At 65.2% G+C, this 18,571-nt stretch carries 13 protein-coding genes and 1 pseudogene; 5 read left to right on the top strand and 9 right to left on the bottom strand.

Going from position 1 to position 18,571, the window contains the following annotated elements; genetic code table 11:
* Positions 1-448 precede the first annotated feature (448 nt).
* Positions 449-790, bottom strand: a complete 342-nt coding sequence (locus ACOGI8_RS03190; RefSeq protein ID WP_419855448.1) for a retropepsin-like aspartic protease — start codon at positions 788-790, stop codon at positions 449-451.
* 103 nt (positions 791-893) lie between these two features.
* Positions 894-1,199: a hypothetical protein gene (locus tag ACOGI8_RS03185; protein ID WP_419855447.1), complete on the bottom strand. Its 306-nt coding sequence runs from the start codon at positions 1,197-1,199 to the stop codon at positions 894-896.
* A 173-nt stretch (positions 1,200-1,372) separates the two neighbouring features.
* Between ACOGI8_RS03185 and ACOGI8_RS03180 the strand changes: the two are divergent.
* Positions 1,373-1,537, top strand: a pseudogene (locus tag ACOGI8_RS03180) (isocitrate/isopropylmalate family dehydrogenase); the annotation flags it as partial.
* Positions 1,538-2,716: 1,179 nt separating this feature from the next.
* Here ACOGI8_RS03180 and ACOGI8_RS03175 read toward each other — a convergent pair.
* Positions 2,717-4,039 (bottom strand): ATP-binding protein, encoded by a 1,323-nt coding sequence (locus tag ACOGI8_RS03175; protein ID WP_419855446.1) that lies wholly within the window; start codon positions 4,037-4,039, stop codon positions 2,717-2,719.
* 253 nt (positions 4,040-4,292) lie between these two features.
* On the opposite strand from ACOGI8_RS03175, the gene ACOGI8_RS03170 reads away from it, so the two are divergent.
* Both ACOGI8_RS03170 and ACOGI8_RS03165 read left to right on the top strand, forming a co-directional pair.
* Complete coding sequence (locus ACOGI8_RS03170) at positions 4,293-5,450, top strand: Ldh family oxidoreductase (protein WP_419855445.1); 1,158 nt, start codon at positions 4,293-4,295, stop codon at positions 5,448-5,450.
* Complete coding sequence (locus tag ACOGI8_RS03165) at positions 5,447-6,694, top strand: acyl-CoA dehydrogenase family protein (RefSeq protein WP_419855444.1); 1,248 nt, start codon at positions 5,447-5,449, stop codon at positions 6,692-6,694. Before ACOGI8_RS03170 ends, ACOGI8_RS03165 begins: the two co-directional genes overlap by 4 nt.
* 379 nt (positions 6,695-7,073) lie before the next feature.
* Here ACOGI8_RS03165 and ACOGI8_RS03160 read toward each other — a convergent pair whose 3' ends face one another.
* The 4 genes from ACOGI8_RS03160 to ACOGI8_RS03145 all read right to left on the bottom strand — a co-directional run bounded on the left by ACOGI8_RS03160 (position 7,074) and on the right by ACOGI8_RS03145 (position 11,849).
* On the bottom strand, positions 7,074-8,735 hold the full coding sequence (locus ACOGI8_RS03160) for a deaminase (RefSeq protein WP_419855443.1): 1,662 nt from the start codon (positions 8,733-8,735) through the stop codon (positions 7,074-7,076).
* A 122-nt stretch (positions 8,736-8,857) separates the two neighbouring features.
* On the bottom strand, positions 8,858-10,531 hold the full coding sequence (locus ACOGI8_RS03155) for a thiamine pyrophosphate-binding protein (RefSeq protein WP_419855442.1): 1,674 nt from the start codon (positions 10,529-10,531) through the stop codon (positions 8,858-8,860).
* A gap of 124 nt (positions 10,532-10,655) precedes the next feature.
* Positions 10,656-11,219, bottom strand: coding sequence for a DUF4389 domain-containing protein (locus tag ACOGI8_RS03150; RefSeq protein ID WP_419855441.1), 564 nt, complete (start codon positions 11,217-11,219; stop codon positions 10,656-10,658).
* A gap of 87 nt (positions 11,220-11,306) precedes the next feature.
* Entirely contained in the window at positions 11,307-11,849 is a 543-nt protein-coding gene (locus ACOGI8_RS03145; protein WP_419855440.1) for a DUF4389 domain-containing protein, read from the bottom strand.
* A 209-nt stretch (positions 11,850-12,058) separates the two neighbouring features.
* Here ACOGI8_RS03145 and ACOGI8_RS03140 point away from each other — a divergent pair, with 209 nt between their 5' ends.
* On the top strand, positions 12,059-13,462 hold the full coding sequence (locus ACOGI8_RS03140) for a 3' terminal RNA ribose 2'-O-methyltransferase Hen1 (RefSeq protein WP_419855439.1): 1,404 nt from the start codon (positions 12,059-12,061) through the stop codon (positions 13,460-13,462).
* Positions 13,463-13,472: 10 nt separating this feature from the next.
* The gene (locus ACOGI8_RS03135) at positions 13,473-16,016 is read left to right on the top strand and encodes a polynucleotide kinase-phosphatase (protein ID WP_419855438.1); all 2,544 of its coding nucleotides are present in this window, start codon (positions 13,473-13,475) and stop codon (positions 16,014-16,016) included.
* 12 nt (positions 16,017-16,028) lie between these two features.
* Here ACOGI8_RS03135 and ACOGI8_RS03130 read toward each other — a convergent pair whose 3' ends face one another.
* On the bottom strand, positions 16,029-16,880 hold the full coding sequence (locus ACOGI8_RS03130; RefSeq protein WP_419855437.1) for a phytanoyl-CoA dioxygenase family protein: 852 nt from the start codon (positions 16,878-16,880) through the stop codon (positions 16,029-16,031).
* A 37-nt stretch (positions 16,881-16,917) separates the two neighbouring features.
* Positions 16,918-18,501 carry an FMN-binding glutamate synthase family protein gene (locus tag ACOGI8_RS03125; RefSeq protein ID WP_419855436.1) on the bottom strand — a complete coding sequence of 528 codons (1,584 nt, stop codon included), beginning with the start codon at positions 18,499-18,501 and terminating at the stop codon, positions 16,918-16,920.
* Positions 18,502-18,571: the final 70 nt, after the last annotated feature.

Here is an 18,571-nt window from a genome sequence, read left to right as displayed (position 1 = left end):
ACAAAATTCCTGACAGGCCCTCAGGCTCTGGTCGGACCGGCGAGGTGTCAACACCCACGACTTCCAGCGGGTGAGCTGGTACGTCGGCTGGTGCGGTGTCCGCAAACCCGCGGCGGGTCGGATCATGGCGAAACGCGCTGTCGCTGCGGGAATTTGTGGAGCACAAGCGCGCAAACGTTTGTGGTCACAGCACTAGTTCCGTGACGGCACGACCACCTCAGCACCGAATTTCGCGCCGTTCGGCAGCCGCCGGAAGCTGTTCGGCAACAACCCGATCGAGTGGGCGTTCCCCCGCCGCGACCAGCCGCATCAAGCGGGACACGCTGCTTCGTACCCAAGCCGATCTGATCTCGGAACTTGCCGCCGAGCTGGGTTTCAAGCGACTCGGCAAGCGAATAGTCGAGGCCCTGACGGCAGCGGCCAAGGCCGTCGGAGACGGGCCGACGGCCTAGCCGTGCCGGAATATGCGAACAGTGGCGGTGGGGCCGTTCCATTCCATGCGACTGCGACGGAGCACGTCGAGGCCAAGCAGCATGTCTTCTTGCAGCGTGTCGGCACGCCCGACGATCAGGTCTTGAGGCTTGCCGATGACGGTTCCGTGCGACACGAATGAGAACGCAACGGCGTAGCAGAGAGCGGTAGTCCGACCGGCGGCGGTGCGCAGCACCGTTGTGCGCGTCGGGTCAAGGCCGAGTGCCTGCGCGACGCGGTCGCTTATCAGGGACATCTGAGTACCGGTGTCGATCAGTGCCCTGCCGCGGACTGGCAGCGGCAGCGGGCGCGCGACCATTCGATGCTCTTGCACATCGACGGCCGTGGCGTTCAACTCGAAATCGACGCGTGCGCCGCTGCCTGTGATGCGGGCCGTCAGCGGCCATGGGGCAGCCGCGGACTCAATGCCGGGCCCCCAACGAATTCACCATCAACTCTGGGTCGGCCTCAAGGATCGGCTTGACACAGAAGCGGCGGACGGCGGGGTCGGCATAGCCAGCGCGAATCGCGTCCCATTCGTCGTCCAACACTTGGAGCAGCGGCACCAGTCTTGAACCGCGGTCGATGAGCAGCGCCCACTGACCGGGATGGTCAGCGACAAGCGTCGATCGAAGCTTCTCAAACCGCTCCTCCAAGCGGGTGAGCACAGCATCGGGCTGCGCCATGGCGCCCATGTTGGCCAATTGGGCCTGCTGCAACTGGCTCACTCCGGCAGCATCGCACATCGTCGCTCGGAGTCCACATCATTTTCCTGACTCGCTGATTCCCATGTCCGTCCGGCGCGAAGCAGCGGCTGCCGGTGTACACACTCGCGTACGGTTCGATATGAAGGCAGGCGAAACGAGATGAGCGAGCAGACGGCGATGATTGGACGTACTTCGAATCGGCGCCCGGCACGGCACCCGACATGGCCGGCCAAGGCATCATCAACCCAACTGCCGCGCTGGAATCGACGGAGATGATGCTGCGCCACCTCGGCTTCGAGACCCCAGCGGACCGGCTCAACGGGCCTTTGCGATCGTGTACGAAGCGGGCTGGCACCTGACCCCCGACCAAGACAGCACTGCCGACACAGAGGATTTCGCCACGGCCGTCAGCGACGCGCTGGGGAAGCGCTCCGAGAGCCAGAACGACACTGAGGCCACGATGCAGGCCCTGTCGCAGCTGCCGTCAGAGGAATGGCTCGACGCTGCGCTCGCGGGTGCAACCGTCGAAGAGGTGTTCGATGACGACGGATCGCTGACCGGATGGTGGGCCGAGAACCTTGGCTGCCCCGGCGCATCCGCATATGGGGCGCTTCGCACTCATACTGGTAGTTGTGTCTCTGACCGGCGTGGGTCTGACTCAGCGCTTCGCTGGCTTCGTGCCTTGCAAACGATCTGTCGGCCTGCGCCGTGTCGGGGGCGCGCACCAGCCGGTCGGATCGAATGTGACCTGATAGGAGCGTCGGTTCGAGCGCCTTGAGTGCACTGTCCGTCGTTCCGGCCGGTGGTGCCCTGTCCGTTGGATGTTCCGAGGAGGGCCAGCCGATTATGCCAAATGAGAATCGAGTCGTGGGCGGGGTCGACACGCACCGCGACCGGCACACTGCCGCGGCACTCGACGCGGCAGGCTGCTCGACACAGTCCCTGGTCGCAGCGCTGAAGGCGCCACCGAATGGATCGGTGCCCGGTCGTCTCGGTGGCGAAGACAGATCCGCTGGGGAGTGATGGATCTGTCGGGTCCGTACCGCAAGACGTTCACCGAGGGAGTGTCACATGTTCTGTGTAAGGGGGGTGGTGGGTGGTCATGTTAGGGGGAGTCGTCCTGGGTAGCGGATGGCGAGGGAGGACGCGGAGAACACCAAGGGTCCACGCGCAGACGTGGGCCACGGCCGTATGTGCCACGGCTCGGTTCAGGCGGACGCAACAGCATCACCGACTACAGCATCGACGAGTTGGCGCGCCTCGCTCGCTGGATCGAATCGGACACTCTGCTGCGTACGCAGAGTGACGTGGTTCAGGCCATGATGGACGAGATCGGCTTCAAGCGCAGCGGCAAGCGGATTGTCTCTGCACTTGAGGAAGCGATCAGCACCTCTCGCCTACCGCAGCCACAGCCACCATCGCGACGTCGGTACCGTCGCCATACTTGAAGATGCGATCAGGACAGCCCGCGAACCACACCGGATCCAAGGCCTCTTCTCTGTCACGCGGCCCCTCGGTGGCGCGGCTCGACGCTGCGTTCACCCGCGCCAGAGTGTGTCGAGCGGGGCGGACAGCAGGCGGTCTCCTTGGGGAAGTGTGTTCACGCCAGCGTGGAGCAGCACGCCTGCGCGGAATGCGCCGGGGTCCACAGTGTCGAGACGGTCGCGGAAGTGGGCCAGGTGGCGCAAGTCTTCTGCCCGCGGCGAGGACGTTGCCTTGACCTCGATGGCCACGACAGCTCCGTCCGCTCGTTCCACCACCAGATCGACCTCGCGTTGGGTTGTGTCGCGGTAGTGGTACAGCGTGACGGGCATCTCGGCGGCGGAGCAGAGCCGCACGATCTCATTGATCGCGAACGTCTCGAACAGCGGGCCTGTCATGGGGTGTTTCAGCGAGGCCAGCGCACCGTGGTCCAGACCGAGCAGGCCGGCGGCGAGCCCGCTGTCTGCGATGTGCAGTTTCGGGCGCCGCACCGCTCGTGCCGTGCGGTTGCGGTGCCATGCCGGCAGTTCGTGGACGAGGAAGACCGTCCGCAGCCAGCCGAGATACGACTGGACGGTTGCTCGATCCGCGCCCAGCTGATCGGCCCAGCGCGACATGTTTAGCTCCGATGAGGTCTGCGCGGCTGCCAGTCGGAGCATCTGCGGCAGCACGGCGACTCGTCGGATGTCACCGAGTTCGGCTATGTCCCGGCTCACCACCGTCTGGACGTACCCCGTGAACCATCGGCTGCGCCGGCCTGCGCTGAGCCGCTGTACCTCGGGGAAGCCGCCGACGCAGACCATCTCCAAGTAGTCGCCGCGGCTCAGGGGCGGGTGAGGTGACCCCGCGGCCGGGCGGTCGCCGCTCAGCCACTGCTCGACAGGATTGATGCGGCGATCTTCGCCAACGCGCTCGGCGGAACTGGAAGGCGCACCCCGCATTTCGGCTTGGCTGAACGGCCACAGCGTCAGGATCGACACGCGGCCCGCAAGCGACTCGCTGATCGTCGGCACGGTCAAGAAGTTCGTCGAGCCAGTCAGCAGGAAACGCCCGGTGGCGTTCGACCCGTCGTCCACGGCAGTCTTCACTGCTCGCACCAGTCGGTCTCCGGCGCGTTGCACCTCGTCAATGACAACGGGCGGGCGGAACGCAGCGAGGAAGGCATGGGGATCGTCAAGCGCCACCGCCAGCGCGTCATCGTCGTCAAGCGAGACATAACTGCCTCCGCGTTCCGCAGCGATCCGCCGAGCCAGCGTCGTCTTGCCGCTCTGTCGCGGGCCGTGAAGCACCACTGCCCGCGACGCGTCCAGCGCGTCGATGACGTTGGCGCTCAGATGCCGCCGGTGCTCCTCCACGCCCTCCGAGCCTACCTCCCTCATCGACAATTTGTCCGACCACTCATCGACAATTCATCAGCCCGCTAGTCTAAAATTCTCCACATGTCCCCATCGCTCGGCGCCGGGATGGCACGCAGCGCCCGTGTGGTGCAGCCATCAGGCAGCAGGTGGACTGTCGTGCCGGGGCCGCTCCATTCCAACCGGCAGCGGCGGATCACTTCGAGGCCCAGCGCGAACTCGGGCCTACGGGTGTACACACTCGATTGCGGATCGACACCAAGGCAGGTGACGGGACATGAATAAGCAGGAGGGGAGCAGGGAGGCGCTGCCTCGGGGGATACCTGACGACCGGCCGGCGGAGGGCGACGACAGCGCACCGGTGTCGTTTCGCCTCGACGAGCTCCGGCCCTGGGGCATCGCGGCGTACGTGGCGGCCGGCATGGCTGCCGACGACGCGGCGACCGTGGTCGACAACCAGCTCTGGTCGGACCGGCGCGGTGTCGACACGCACGGCTTCCAGCGGGTGAGTTGGTACGTCAATTGGTTCCGCGACGGCACGACTGACCCGACTGCGCAGTGCGAGATCGTCACCCGCACGCCGTCAGTGCTCGTAGCCGACGGGCACCACGGGCTCGGGCAGCTGGTGATCACCCGGTTCATGGAGCAGCTCATTGACGCCGCCCGCGAGAGCGGTCTGGTGGTTGGCGTGATCCGCAATTCCAACGACTGGGGCTGCGGCGCGAACTACCCGTACCAGGCCGCCGAGGCCGGATTCGTCTGCTACGGCACCACCACGTCGGTGCCGAACCTGGCGCCGTTCGGCAGCCGCCGCAAGCTGTTCGGCAACAACCCGATCGTGTGGACGTTCCCCCGCCGCGCCCAGCCGCCGATCGTGCTCGACATGGCCATCACGCCCGTCGCGCTCGGCAAGGTGCTGCGGGCCCGTTCCGAGGGCTCGGAGATCCCGGTGGAGTGGGGATTCCTGGACCGCGACGGCAACCCCACGGTCGATCCCGACGTGGCGATGCGCGGCATCGTGCCGGCCATCGGCGGCTACAAGGGCATCGGCATGATCACCGCCTCGAACATCGCCGCAGGAATCCTGGGCGGCTCAGCCCACACCGGCGATGTGGCCGTGGGGCGGAGGGGGCAGTTCTTCCTGCTGATGGACCCGGGTGTGTTCCGCGACCGTGAGGGCTACTTCGACGACATCGAGGACATGGTCGACCAGATCCGCGCTGCCGGCGAAGAAGACGTGCTGCCGGGCCAGACCGTGTACCTGCCGGGCGAGCTCGAACAACTTGAGATGGACCGGCGGACTGCGGCTGGCACCGTCAGCTACCCCGCGTCGGTCGTCCGGTCGCTTGGCCGTGTCGGCGACGAGCTGGGCGTGCCGTTCGAGTGCGAGCCGGTGTCGGCAGCGGCCAACGCGCAGCAGGACGCTTCGCCGTGAACTCCGCAGTCGCCGGCGAGACTGCCGGCAACAAGATGCTGGCGGCGGCGGCGGCAGGACTCGTGCCCGAGCTGCGCGAGCGCAGCCCGGAGATCGACCGGCTGCGACAGCTTCCGCAGGATCTCGCAGAGTCGCTTGCCGAGGCGGGCTTCTACCGGACGCTGGTGCCGCCCGAACTGGGCGGACTGGGGCTTCCACCGGCGGTGGTCGCTGAGATCAGCGAAGTGCTCGCCATGGGCAATGCCTCCGCAGCGTGGTGTACGTTCATCGGTGCGACATCGCAGATCATGTTCGCCGCACTCGAGCCAGCCCAGCTCGCAGAGTTGCTGGAGAATCCCGACGTCATCACGGCCGGGGTGTTCGCACACTCGGGAACAGCCACGGCCGCGCCCGGGCCCGACGGTACCGACGGGTACGTCGTAAGCGGCCGCTGGGCCTGGGCATCGGGCTCTCACAACGCAGAGTGGATCTCCGGCGGCGTGCAGATCGGCAGCGGGGATACCGCTCGACGCGGTGGCGACGACAGCGGCGACGAGGCTGGACCCAGCGGTGCCGATGAGGGCGACCCTCGGCCAGCGCTTGGCCGGGCGTTCTTCCGGCCCGACGACATCGTGCTCCACGACGACTGGTACACCAGCGGGCTGCGCGGCTCGGGTTCGAGCACATTCGAGGCTCACGATGTCTGGCTGCCTGCATCGCGCATCGCCTACGAGCGGGCCATCCTGAAGTCGCCGTATGCCGCTGAGCCGCTGTACCGCATGCCGCTGTTCGGCCTGCTGGCACTGCCCATCGGCGCGATCGCGCTGGGGATGGCCCGGGCGTGCGTGGACGAGGTCATCGACGTCGCCAAGTCGAAGGTGCCCCAAGGCTCGCGGCGCACCCTGGGCCAGCGGCCGGCACTGCACAGCGCCGTGGCGGTGGCAGACACCGAGGTACGGGCGGCCCGGACGCTGCTGTACACGTGCATCGATGCCGCGTGGGAGCGCGCACAGCACGGCCTGTCCGACTTGGAACTCCGCCGTGACCTGCGCACGGCAACCACCCATGCGATGCAAACCAGCCTGCGAGTCATCCAGTCGATGAACAACGCCGTAGGCGGCACGGCGGTGTTCGAAGCATCCCCGCTGCAACGCCACCTGCGCGATGCCCAGACCGCCTCGGCTCACTTCATGGTTGCGATGCCGGTGATGGAGCTGGCCGGCCGCACCTTCTTCGACCCCGACGCCGACACCTCCGGCCTCTGAGCGAGTTTGACGGTCCGATCGCGATCAGAACGGCATCCCATTGGCAGCGGAGCCGCGGCTGCTCAGGGGTTGTGTGTAGTTAGTCTCCTACTCACCGTGCACCCTTCAGATCTCGGCTATTCCAGCGTCGAAAGGCCCATGAGCGGTGGCTGTACCGCCGAACTCTCCGTCGTCGCACCCCCATCGATCCCCTGAAGTTCAGACATGGGGTTGCCTACCGGCGTCCGGACGTAAGGAACGGCCGATACGAGCCGCCGCGCTGCTGGCCCGAGCTTTTCGAAGGGCATCTCTCGCAAATGCCGACGTGCGTCATCCGCGATTTCGTCAAAGATTGCGTCATCTCCGCTCATCAATCCTCAATTCGTTTCAACTGAACTGGCTATCTTTCATGTACACGTGGAAGTTCCGAAATGGTTCCGACATCACGTGATTGCTCGGCATCTGCATCGGGTGCGCTGCTATCAGACTCAACGGTTTGGTGCGAATCCATTCCATCAATAGTTTCAGTAATCGACTCTATCACACCCGACTCGAGTTCTTCGACTGCAAGCTGAATCCAGTCGTTAGAACGTGGGTTGGCCTCACTGCGAACAAAATCCACGAGTTTGTTACCCATGCGACGCTCCTGTGCCCTGAACGCTTGAGAATACCATCGGGGAGCGATACCGGTGAACTGGACAAATGGCAGCCGATTGGCCGATTGCGCTTCCCCATCATCACCGAATCTGTCTGGAGATGTGTCAATTTCGTTCCGAAACAGGCGGTCGACCAAGCTCTTCGGATAAGGTTCGATATATTGAACTTCGGAAATACCAGCACCGACGATCATCTTCGCACATTCATGACACGGAAATGCGGTGCTATAAAGAACTGCATCCTGTGTAGAAACACCGCCACGTGCAGCGTTAATGATCGCCGCCTGCTCAGCGTGTAGACAACGGGTGAATTCTATCAGTGACGCGACATAGGCGTCCTTCAGAGACGGTGCTGTCGAATCTCCCGCGCTCCGCGCCAACTCCAAGAGTTCGGGCCCGGTCTTGTTGGCTAGATCGTCCTGCAGTAAGCCCGTATTCCTGAGCGTCACGAGCAGGTCTTGGATAAGCTCTTGCACGAAGTTCGGGTTTGGATCTCTGCCTGCCCTGAAGTCGCGATAATCGGGTGAATCGCCTTCCCAGTACTGGCCACCCCCTGGCTTTGGGACCTCATTGACGCCTGCAACTATAGGCGTCCCAATAACCGGCAGCAGGGCTGCTCCTACTTGACGACCTGCAGCAGCAGATCGAAGCGACGCACCGTCTGCAAAGAACATCGCCTCCTCACCAGGCGTGGGTGTCACGAATGGCGCTCCAAATATGGTATCGACGAAACGATTGATCTCAAGCGATACGTTGATACCACGATTGCCTGGCACATACGCGTCTGCCAGTTCGTAAGCGTCGCGGACCTTCTGGCCATATTCTCGATTGGAGCTATCGGCTTGGTCGCGTGCAACAAGTTCTTCTACTTGTGATTTGTGATCCTCGAACAATGACAGCGAATCGGAAAGAACCTCACGACGTTCTTGCGCACTGCACACAACTCCGACTGCAAAAAACGCACTTCCGTAGACGTAACGCAAGAGATCGATCTCACTTGGGTGCTTGAGACTGCGCAACAGATACGCGACAGGTACCTTGGATGTGCGGGATTTCCTCAGGCGTACAATCTGTCTCACGGCGAGGGCGGCCATCGCAGCCGCGTTCTTGGCACTCGATCTCAATTCGTCGCCTGCATTCATCCGTCGGTCGTAGTACTCGGCAGAATCGCGTTCTGGCAGTTCCTGAAATATCTGAGGCCCGAGATCGTCCAAGAGACTTGCAAGATGTATCAACTCAACCGTGTAATCGAATCGTTTGAATGACTCTTCAAAGCTGCGAATGACTTGCTCCCAAGGAGTACCGATAGCACCGACGAATCCCACAATCAGGTCATGTCGCTGTGGCTCCCGTTTCACGAGCATGTCGAGCGCGTCGACATGCGGTGCATTTCCGATTTCAGGCATGTCTGCCCCCCACACTCACGACAGCTTCTCCAATTGGCGCAGGATTGTACGCGTGCCGCAGGCGCACGCTGCTTGATTTTTCGAATACGGAGATCACAGGGCGTGTGGCCACGGGCTGGTGCTCAGTCGTCGCGGCGGCGCTGGTGGGCGGGGAGCGGGAATGTGATCGGGATGAGCGCGGTGAGGTCGATGTCGATCAGCGACGGTCCCGCGGAGCCCGATTCGCCGCTGGCACGGGCAACCGCTTCGCCGAAGGCAGCTTCGAACTCGGCGACGCTGCGTACGCGCCGGGCCGGAACGCTCATGGCCTCGGCCACGGCGACGAAGTCGATGCCGCCGATCTCTGTGCCGTGGTGGGAGTCCCACAGGGCATCCTGGATAATGCGCAGCACGCCGTAGCCGCCGTCGTTGAAGACGCACACGATGACGGGCAGGTCGTGCTCGGCGAGCGTCGAGATCTCCCCCACCGACAGCATCAGCCCGCCGTCGCCCTGGATCACCACGGTCGGCTGGCCGGTGGCGAGCGCCGCACCGACCGCCATCGGCACGCCCGGCCCGATGGCAGCGTTGGCCGCCCGGATGGACGTGCGCGGCGCCACGATCGGCAGCAGCCGGTTGCCCCACATGTAGCCGGGCACGGTGGTGTCGCGCACGATGCGGGCTTCGTCGGGGAGCATGCGGCGGATCGCGTCGCAGATCGCCGCGTGGTCGGGGCCGATCTCCTCCCGCATCGCCTCGATGTCAGACGAGCGGTGCTTGCGTGCCCGCTCGACGTAGCCGTCGTCGATGGTGGGGCTGACATCGCCCAGCCGCTCGAGCAGCCCGGCCAGGCTGAGCTTCGCGTCGCCGACGACGGCCAGCGACGCCGGGTAGTTGAGACCGATCACGCCGGGGTCGGCATCAAGGTGGATCAGCTCGTCGGGCAAACGCAGCGCCCACACCCGGGTGGCGTAGTTCTGGAACCGGGTGCCCACGGCGAGCAGCAGGTCGGCCTCGGCAAAAACCTCGGCCATCTGGGGGCGGTCCGAGCGGAAGCCCAGCGACAGCGGGTGCAGCTCGCTCAGCGCGCTGCGACCCTCGATGGTCGTCACGACCGGAGCGCCGAGCCGCTCAGCCAGTGCGGTGAGCTCGGCTGACGCATCGGCGCTGACGACGCCGCCACCGGCCCAGATCAGCGGGCGCTGAGCTGCAGCCAATCGCTCGGCAGCATCGTCGAGCAACGATGCATCTGGCCGAAGGCGGGGCACCTCGGATGAGCCGGCGATGGGCCCATCGCCGACCTTGGCGTACTGGAAGTCGATCGGGATCTCCACAGCACCCGGCTGCGGGCGACCGGTGCGGATGTCGTCGGCGACGCGGGCGATCTCGGCAGAGATCTCGCTGGGATGCCGTACCGATGCCACGCTGCGACACACGGAGCGCAGCATGTCGACCTGCTGATCGTTCTCGTGCAGGAAGCCCTTCCCCTTGCCATAGAACCGTGACTCGGTCTGACCGGTCACCATCAGCACTGCGGAACTCGTGAACGACGCCTCGTAGAGACCGGGCACGGCGTTGGCGGCGCCGGGGCCGGTGGAGGTGAGCAGCACCCCCATCTCACCGGTGGCGCGGTAGTAGGCGTCGGCGGCATGCGCGGCCGCCTGCTCGTGGCGGACCTTGACGACCTCGATGTCGTCACGCACGGAAAGCGCCTCATACATCGGCAGGTTGTGGACGCTGACGATCCCGAACACGTGCCGCACGCCGAGGCGCGCCAGCGTCGCCGCGACGGCCTCGCCGCCGGTTGTCTCACTCATGGCAGTCACACTCCGAGGGGATTCGCTCACCGCCCGCACGGTAGCCCCGCCGCATTGCGGACTGTTCGGCAGGACACGCCCGACCGAGATAGATGTTGGCGCTGCCGAACAAGCAGCTGGCGGCTCAGGCGTCGAGGCTGAAGGGCGGGTAGTCGTCGGTCAGCAGGCCCATGTACGCACCGAGACGCAAGTCCACGCCCATGGCCGACACGACCCAGCCGCGCAGCCCTGCCGGCCAGCGACCGGTGAACAGCACTGCCAGGAAGCCCAGCAGGTGCACCACCATGGCAATGATGCCGACGACCAGCGCGAACAGCATCGCCGGGATGGCCAGGATCAGCCGCACCAGCGTTGTCAGACGATTGCGGCCGTCAAGCTGGGGCTGCACATTCACTGACACCGGAGTGCCGCCGGGGTCATCACCCGTCATGTCAAATGCGAACGGCGGGTAGCTGCTGTGCAGGAACCCTGCGTACGCGTTGAGGCGGGCGCTGTAGCGCAGGTACATGATCTGGAAGTTCGCCAGTCCCGCCGGAAGGCGGCCGGTGAACAGGATCGCGAACCACGAGATGAAGCTGACCGCAGAGGACACATAACCGAGAACGGTCACGATGATCCAATGCGGCAGCGCCAAGAGCCATTGCAGCAATGGACGCCAGTTGGCGATCCGCTCCGGTGACTCGACCATGAGGGAAGCTGGATAAACCATGCAGCCGAACCTACTTGGAAGCCTGGAACGCTCGATGCATGGTCGAGCGGCGGGCGAGAACAGGCTCTATGCGGCGGCGCTGAAGGGCGGGTACTTGTCGGTGAGCATGTACATGAAGGCCAAGTAGCGCGCATGGGCCCGGTAGAACCCGATCACGAAGTTGCGCATGCCTACGGGCCAGCGGCCGGTGAACAGGATGATGAGGTAGGCGATCGTCACCACTGCTACGACGAGATACGAGTAGACGGTGACGAAAACGATCTGCGGCAGCCCGTAGATCGGACGGAACAGTGCTGCCAGACGATTGCGGTTCCCCGACGGCACTGCGATATTCACCGCCACCGGCGAACCGCCCGGATCCTCTTCCGACGAAGGGAATTCAAATGGCGGGTACTGGTCGTGGATGATGTGCACGTACGACAGCACACGGTGGTAATAGCGGATGTACATCACTTGGAAGCTCGCGATGCCTGCCGGCAGCTTGCCGGTGAAGAGAACCACGAGCATGGTCAAGATCGCGAGCAGCCAAGCCACGATGTGGAACACGGCGAGGATCACGAAGTGCGGGATCAGCATGATCCAGTGGACCAGCGGACGCCAGTTCGCCACGCGCTCTGAGGGTTGGACAGCAACGGAGGCTGGGTAGTCCACACCCCGAAACTACTCGCGTTCTAGTAGTCACTGCTACTAACTCGTCGGGCGGCAGCTGCGCTACGCGGCGACGAGGGGATATCGCTCGCCATCGGGCCGTGCCGGGCCGAAGGGCGTCCGAAATCCTGTGGACCGGCACGTCGCCGTGCCGATTGAATGGGTGCTTCATGCTCGTCTCGCTGACGTCGACAACACCGGATGCGACCGACTTGGGATACCTGCTGCACAAGCATCCCAATCGGGTGCGATCTGTCGACGTCGGATTTGGGCGCGCCCATGTCTTCTACCCCCAGGCGGCACCGGATCGCTGCACGGCCACGTTGTTCGTGGAGGTCGACTCGTTCGCTGTGTCTCAGCGCCGTCCAGGACGGCGGCCGCTGCATCTCGGAGGACTCGAGCCCTACGTGAACGATCGGCCATATGCGGCATCATCGATGCTGAGCGTGGCCATCGGCCGGCTGTTCCGCACGGCGCTCGCCGGCACATGCGAGGCCCGGCCCGAACTTGTCGATCGGCCCCTTGATCTTGAAGTCGAGCTGCCGGTACTCGGAGTGCGGGGAGGTGCGGAACTGCTTCGACGGCTGTTCGAGCCGCTGGGCTACGACGTCGAGAGCGCGGCCATTCCCCTCGACACGGAGTTCGAGACTTGGGGAGACAGCCGGTATCTGTCGGTCGGGTTGACGGGTCAGCACACCATCCGCCGCACTCTGGAGCATCTCTACGTCATGCTGCCGGTGCTTGACGACCGCAAGCACTATTGGATCGGGCCCGACGAAGTCGACAAGCTGATGCGGCGGGGAGGCGAGTGGCTGGCCGCGCACCCCGAGTCGGAAATGATCACTCGGCGCTACCTGCGCTTTGGCACGCTCGCCCGCGAAGCACTGACGCGTCTCGCCGAAGCCGGCGAGGATGTTGATCGGGCCGACCAGCGAAATGACGACGCGGAGCAGGCGAACGAGCGCCAGATGAACCTGCGGGAGTCGCGATTGGATGCAGTCATGGACGCCGTGCGGAACGTGGGCGCGGGGCGGGTCGCCGACCTGGGATGCGGTGAGGGACGGCTGTTGCAGCGGCTCATTGACGAACCCGCTGTAACTGAAGTACTCGGCATGGACACCTCCATCGGGGCACTCGAGCGCGCGGGGCGACGCCTCGGACTCGGCGAGATGTCCGAACGTCGCCGCGAGCGAATCTCGCTGCTGCAGGGCTCCCTCACCTATACCGATGCGCGCCTGCGCAGCTTCGATGTCGCCACGCTGGTGGAAGTTGTCGAGCACGTCGACCCCGAGCGTCTCGACGTGTTTGCCGATGTCGTGTTCGGCCACGCCGGCCCATCGGCGGTGGTGTTGACGACGCCCAACCGCGAATACAACGTCAACTTCGAGTACTTGGGCCCGACCGGACTGCGTCACGGCGACCACCGATTCGAGTGGACGCGCGACGAATTTGCAGCGTGGGCGCACGGCGTCGGGGCCGAATACGGCTACGGCTGCGACATCAGCGGCATCGGACCTGAGGATCCCGAGTGCGGGCCGCCGACCCAGATGGCGGTCTTCCGCCGGGCAGCATGAGCAGCGTCCGATGAGGCCAGTGCTGACCGAGATCGAGATCGCCGAACCGGGGCTGGTCGTGCTGTGCGGTGCGTCGGGTTCGGGCAAGTCCACCTTCGCCCGGCGGCACTTCGCTGCCACCGAGGTCGTGTCGAGCGATCAGTGCCGGGCCATGGTGGGCGACGACGAGACTGACCAGACGGTCACTGCGGAGGCCTTCGACCTGCTGCACACCATCGTGCGCAAGCGGCTCGAAATCGGACGCCTCACCGTGGTCGACGCCACCAATACTAAGGCACCCGACCGCAAGTCGCTGGTGGAGTTGGCGCGCCGGGCCGACCTGATGGTCACGGCCATTGTCTTCGACCTGCCGCTGGCGCTGTGCGTCGAGCGAAACAACGCTCGCCGGGACCGGCAGACGCCACGCCATGCCATCAAGCGCCAGCACGAGACGCTGCGCCGCAATGCTCGGCGTCTGCGCAAGGAAGGTTTCGGCCGGGTCTACACGATCGGCTCCGGCGACGAGCTGGACTCCGTGCGCATCGGTCGCACCAAGCTCTGGTGCGACCGCCGGGACGACGCCGGGCCATTCGACATCATCGGCGACGTTCATGGCTGTCACACCGAGCTCATCGAGCTGCTCGATCGCTTGGGCTACGACGTCACCGCTCGACCGATCGCGCACCCCGACAATCGGCGGGCGGTGTTCGTGGGCGACCTCGTCGATCGTGGACCAGGCGTCGCCGAGGTGCTCGAGGTGGCGATGTCGATGGTCGAGAACGGCAGCGCGCTCTGCATCGCAGGCAATCACGAGAACAAGCTGGGACGAGCGTTGGCGGGACGCCAAGTGCAGATGACGCACGGACTGGCCGAGTCGCTCGCTCAGCTCGAACAGCGCAGTGCCGCCTTCCGCGATCAGGTTGCCTCCTTCATCGACGGACTCATCAGCCACTACGTGCTCGACGGCGGCCGCTTGGTGGTCGCCCATGCGGGCCTTCCCGAGCGATACCACGGACGGGCGTCGGCTCGGGTGCGTGACATCGCGCTCTTCGGCGACACCGACGGCGAGAGCGACGAGTACGGCTTGCCTGTCCGCTACCCGTGGGCCGCCGACTATCGGGGCGACGCCGCCGTGGTGTACGGCCACACGCCGGTGATTGCCGCGGAATGGGTCAACAACACGATCTGCGTCGACACCGGCGCAGTCTTCGGCGGCGAGCTGACCGCGCTGCGCTGGCCCGAGCGCGACTTGGTGTCGGTGCGGGCGGCTGAGGTGCATTACGAGCCCATCCGGCCGCTCAAGGCCGAGCCTCCTGTCGGCGATCGGGCGCACGCCTCGCTTGACATCAGCGATGTGGAAGGCAAGCTCGTCGTGGACACGTCGCTCGCAGGCCGCCTCACCATCGAAGCTGAGCAGTCGAGCGCGGCCCTCGAGGTCATGAGCCGCTTCGCCGTCGATCCCCGCTGGCTCCCCTATCTCCCGCCCACAATGGCGCCAGTAGCCACAAGCACTCGCGACGGCTACCTGGAGCATCCTGACGAGGCCTTCGCCTACTTCCGGCGTGCCGGCGTGCGTGAGGTCGTGTGCCAGGAGAAGCACATGGGCTCGCGGGCTGTGGTGGTGATGGCACGCGACGCGGATGCCGCCGAGGCCCGGTTCGGCATCGCCAACCAGGCTGCCGGAGTCATCGTGACCCGTACGGGACGGGCGTTCTTCGCCGAGCCCGCAGCGACAGCATCACTGCTCGCACAACTGCGTGCTGCGGCCGAAAGCACCGGGCTGTGGGATCGCCTCGGGACCGATTGGCTCCTGCTCGACGCCGAGCTGCTGCCCTGGTCGGCGAAGGGTGTCGAGCTGATCCGAGACCTGTACGCCGCAACGGGAGCCGCAGGCACTGCCGCCCTGAGCACGGCGAGCAAGCTGATCGCCGACGCCGCCGAGCGAGACGTGATGCTCGACGAGCTATCAGCCCGTACCGATGAGCGGGCATCCCACCTCGGGTCGTTCATCGACGCATACCGGCAGTACTGCTGGGACACCGACGGCATCGACGGCGTCGAGATCGCCCCGTTCCAGATCCTGGCCGCCGACTCTGAGGTCCTCGGTCGTCGGCCGCATGCGTGGCACCTCGAAGAGATCGACGCGCTGATTGCCCAGGCCCCCGATCTGCTCCGCCGCACTGATCGCCATTACGTCAAAACGGACGACGATGCGTCGATTGCCGATGCGACCGATTGGTGGCATTCGATGACCGAGCGCGGTGGCGAGGGCATGGTGGCCAAGCCCGCCGATCCCGTCACGGTCAACGACAAGGGCCTCGTGCAGCCGGGCGTCAAGTGCCGCGGCCGGGAATATCTCCGCCTCATCTATGGAGCCGAATACCTCGCGCCGGAGAACCTGCAGCGACTCCGCCAGCGATCGCTCAAGCGCAAGTCGTCGCTGGCACGGCGGGAATTCGCACTCGGCATCGAAGCCCTCGAGCGGTTCGTGGCCAACGAGCACCTGTCCCGGGTTCACCAGTGCGCTTTTGCCGTGCTCGCGCTCGAGAGCGAGCCGGTCGACCCGCGGCTCTGAGCCGCGGGAGCGCTACGCAGCGACGAGCGGGAACTTGTCGTTGTCGGCGGGATACTCGCCGGCGACTGATGTGGTGTCATCGTCGCCCACGATGGGATCGCACCCGGGATGGGGGTACCACACGGCGTCGTCGCCCAGCCAGCGGGTCGACAGTGCGACGCGCCGGTGATCGCCGGCATTGCCCGGCGAGCCGTGGACGATCCACGATGAGAAGAACAGCGCATCGCCGGGCTCGACGTCGAACCCGATGATGTCGTACGCGGCCCGGTCAGCCTCGACGTCGGGCATCTTCTCGCCTTCGAAGTCGGCCATGAAGCCCTTCTTGCCGTCGAAAGACTCGGGTGCGTAGTAGGCGTCCCAGCTGTGCGAACCTCGCACGAACTCGAGCGAGCTCTCTGCCACGGTCACGGGCGTCATCGCCACCCACGCAGAGCAGATCTGCTTGCCCAAGAAGGGCCAGTACGGGATGTCCTGGTGCCACGGGGTGGGGTTGGCTGTCCGCGGTTCCTTGATGAGCAGGTGGTCGAAGTAGAAGCGGGCGGTATCCGAGCCCATCAGCGCCGCGGCCATCTGCGCCATGCCGGAGCCAAAAACGAAATCGCCGATGACCGGATCGATCTCCCACCGGTACCGGCTCGTGAACAGACGATTCTCCGACGCTCCCGGATTCGTGTCTGACACCCATTTGCCGGGCTCGCGCAGCTGCTGGTCGGCCACGTTGAGCACCCGTTCGACCCACCCGTCCGACACCGCATGGGTCACCTTCACCACGCCGTCTGCGGCGAACACCGCCTTGTGCTCGTCGGTAATGCGCTCGGCGGCATGCGAACTGGCCTGAATCGGGTGGCCATAGGGGCGGCTCATGGCTCCTCCTCGACGCGAATGGCGGGGCTGGCTGCGGCTAGGCAGCGCCTGCTGACGATTCCGATGCGAGAGAGTTTGCCAGCGCTTCGGCGTCGGTTTGTGCGTCCTTGGCCGCCCGTGCGTTCACGGCCTCCAGCAGGCCGGCGATGCGGGCTGGGCTGTGCGTGCGCTCCGGGGTCACGCCGAATGCATGATGCGCCGGGATGAGGTCGCCGAAGGGGCTCACCACGTTGACGTTGTCGCCTCCGATGAGTCCCGGGTGGGGCACTCCGCATGCATCGGCCAGTCGGAACAGTTCCTTGCGCAGGCCCACGACATAGTTCGCGAGCCGCACGCTCTTCAGCGTCGGGTCGAGGCCGCGGGAGAGCCACTTATTCTGCGTTGCCACGCCGGTGGGGCAATGGTCGGTGTGGCAGCGCTGCGCTTGGATGCAGCCAATGGCCATCATCGGCTCACGGGCCACGCCGATCATGTCCACGCCGATGTTGAACGCCAGCGCTGACGGGGCCGGAAAGCCGAGCTTGGCCGAGCCGATCATCACGATCTCGTCGGTCAGGCCAGCCTCGCCGAAGGCGCGGTGCACGACTCCGAACGCCCGCCAGAACGGCAGTGCCACGTGATCGGTGAACACCAGCGGCCCAGCACCGGTACCGCCCTCGGCACCGTCCACCGTCACGAAATCCGGTCCCCTGCGAGTCTCGGCCATGTGCTGGGCCAACTCGGTCCAGAACGCCTCTTGGCCTACCGCTGACTTGATGCCCACCGGCAGACCAGTCGCAGCGGCCACTTCCTCTACGAAGTCCACCAGCTCGGCGACGCTGCCGAATGCGGAATGGCGGCTGGGGCTCACCACGTCCTTGCCGACCGGGACGCCGCGCGCCTCTGCGATCTCGGGGCTCACCTTTGCCGCAGGCAGCAATCCCCCGACACCGGGCTTGGCTCCCTGGGATAGCTTCACTTCGATGGAGCGAACCGGCGCGCTGTCGATCGTCTCCAGCAAGCGGTCCATCGAGAAAGTGCCATCGAGGTTCCTGCACCCGAAGTAGCCGGTTCCCATCTGGAAGACCAGGTCGCCGCCGCTGCGGTGGTACTTCGAGATGCCGCCCTCGCCCGTGTTGTGCATGCAGCCGGCCATCTTCGCCCCGCGGTTGAGCGCTTCGATCGCCGTGCCCGACAACGATCCGAAGCTCATCGCCGAGACGTTCACGATCGAAGCGGGTCGGAATGCGTTGGCCCGGTTGCTCCATGCGCCCATGACCTTGCCGCACGGCAGCGGGGCATCAACCGGCACGGTGCGGCCCAGCGGGAAAGGACTGTGACGGAACGTGATGTGACCCGGCTTGTCGATCTCGTCATCGGTGCCGAAGCCGAAGTACGTGTTCTGCTCTTTGGCGGTCGAGTACACCCAGCGTCGCTCGTCCCGGTTGAACGGCCGCTCCTCCTCGTTGTGAGCCACGATGTACTGCCGCAGCTCGGGGCCGATCTTCTCCAGCAGGAAACGGAGATGACCGATGACCGGGTACGTGCGCAGGATCGAGTGCCGTTTCTGGATGCTGTCGTGAATGAACACGAGTGCAAGAAAGACCCCGATGCTGATCAACAACCACAGCCACCACGGCACGTACCCGAACCTACCGCGAGCCCGAACAACGCTTGAGCAGCGCCATGGTGAACCTCTCTCAACGATTCGG

Source organism: Candidatus Poriferisodalis sp. (assembly GCF_965204195.1).
Lineage (GTDB): Bacteria > Actinomycetota > Acidimicrobiia > Acidimicrobiales > Poriferisodalaceae > Poriferisodalis.
This window is presented reverse-complemented; position numbering and strand designations above follow the sequence as displayed.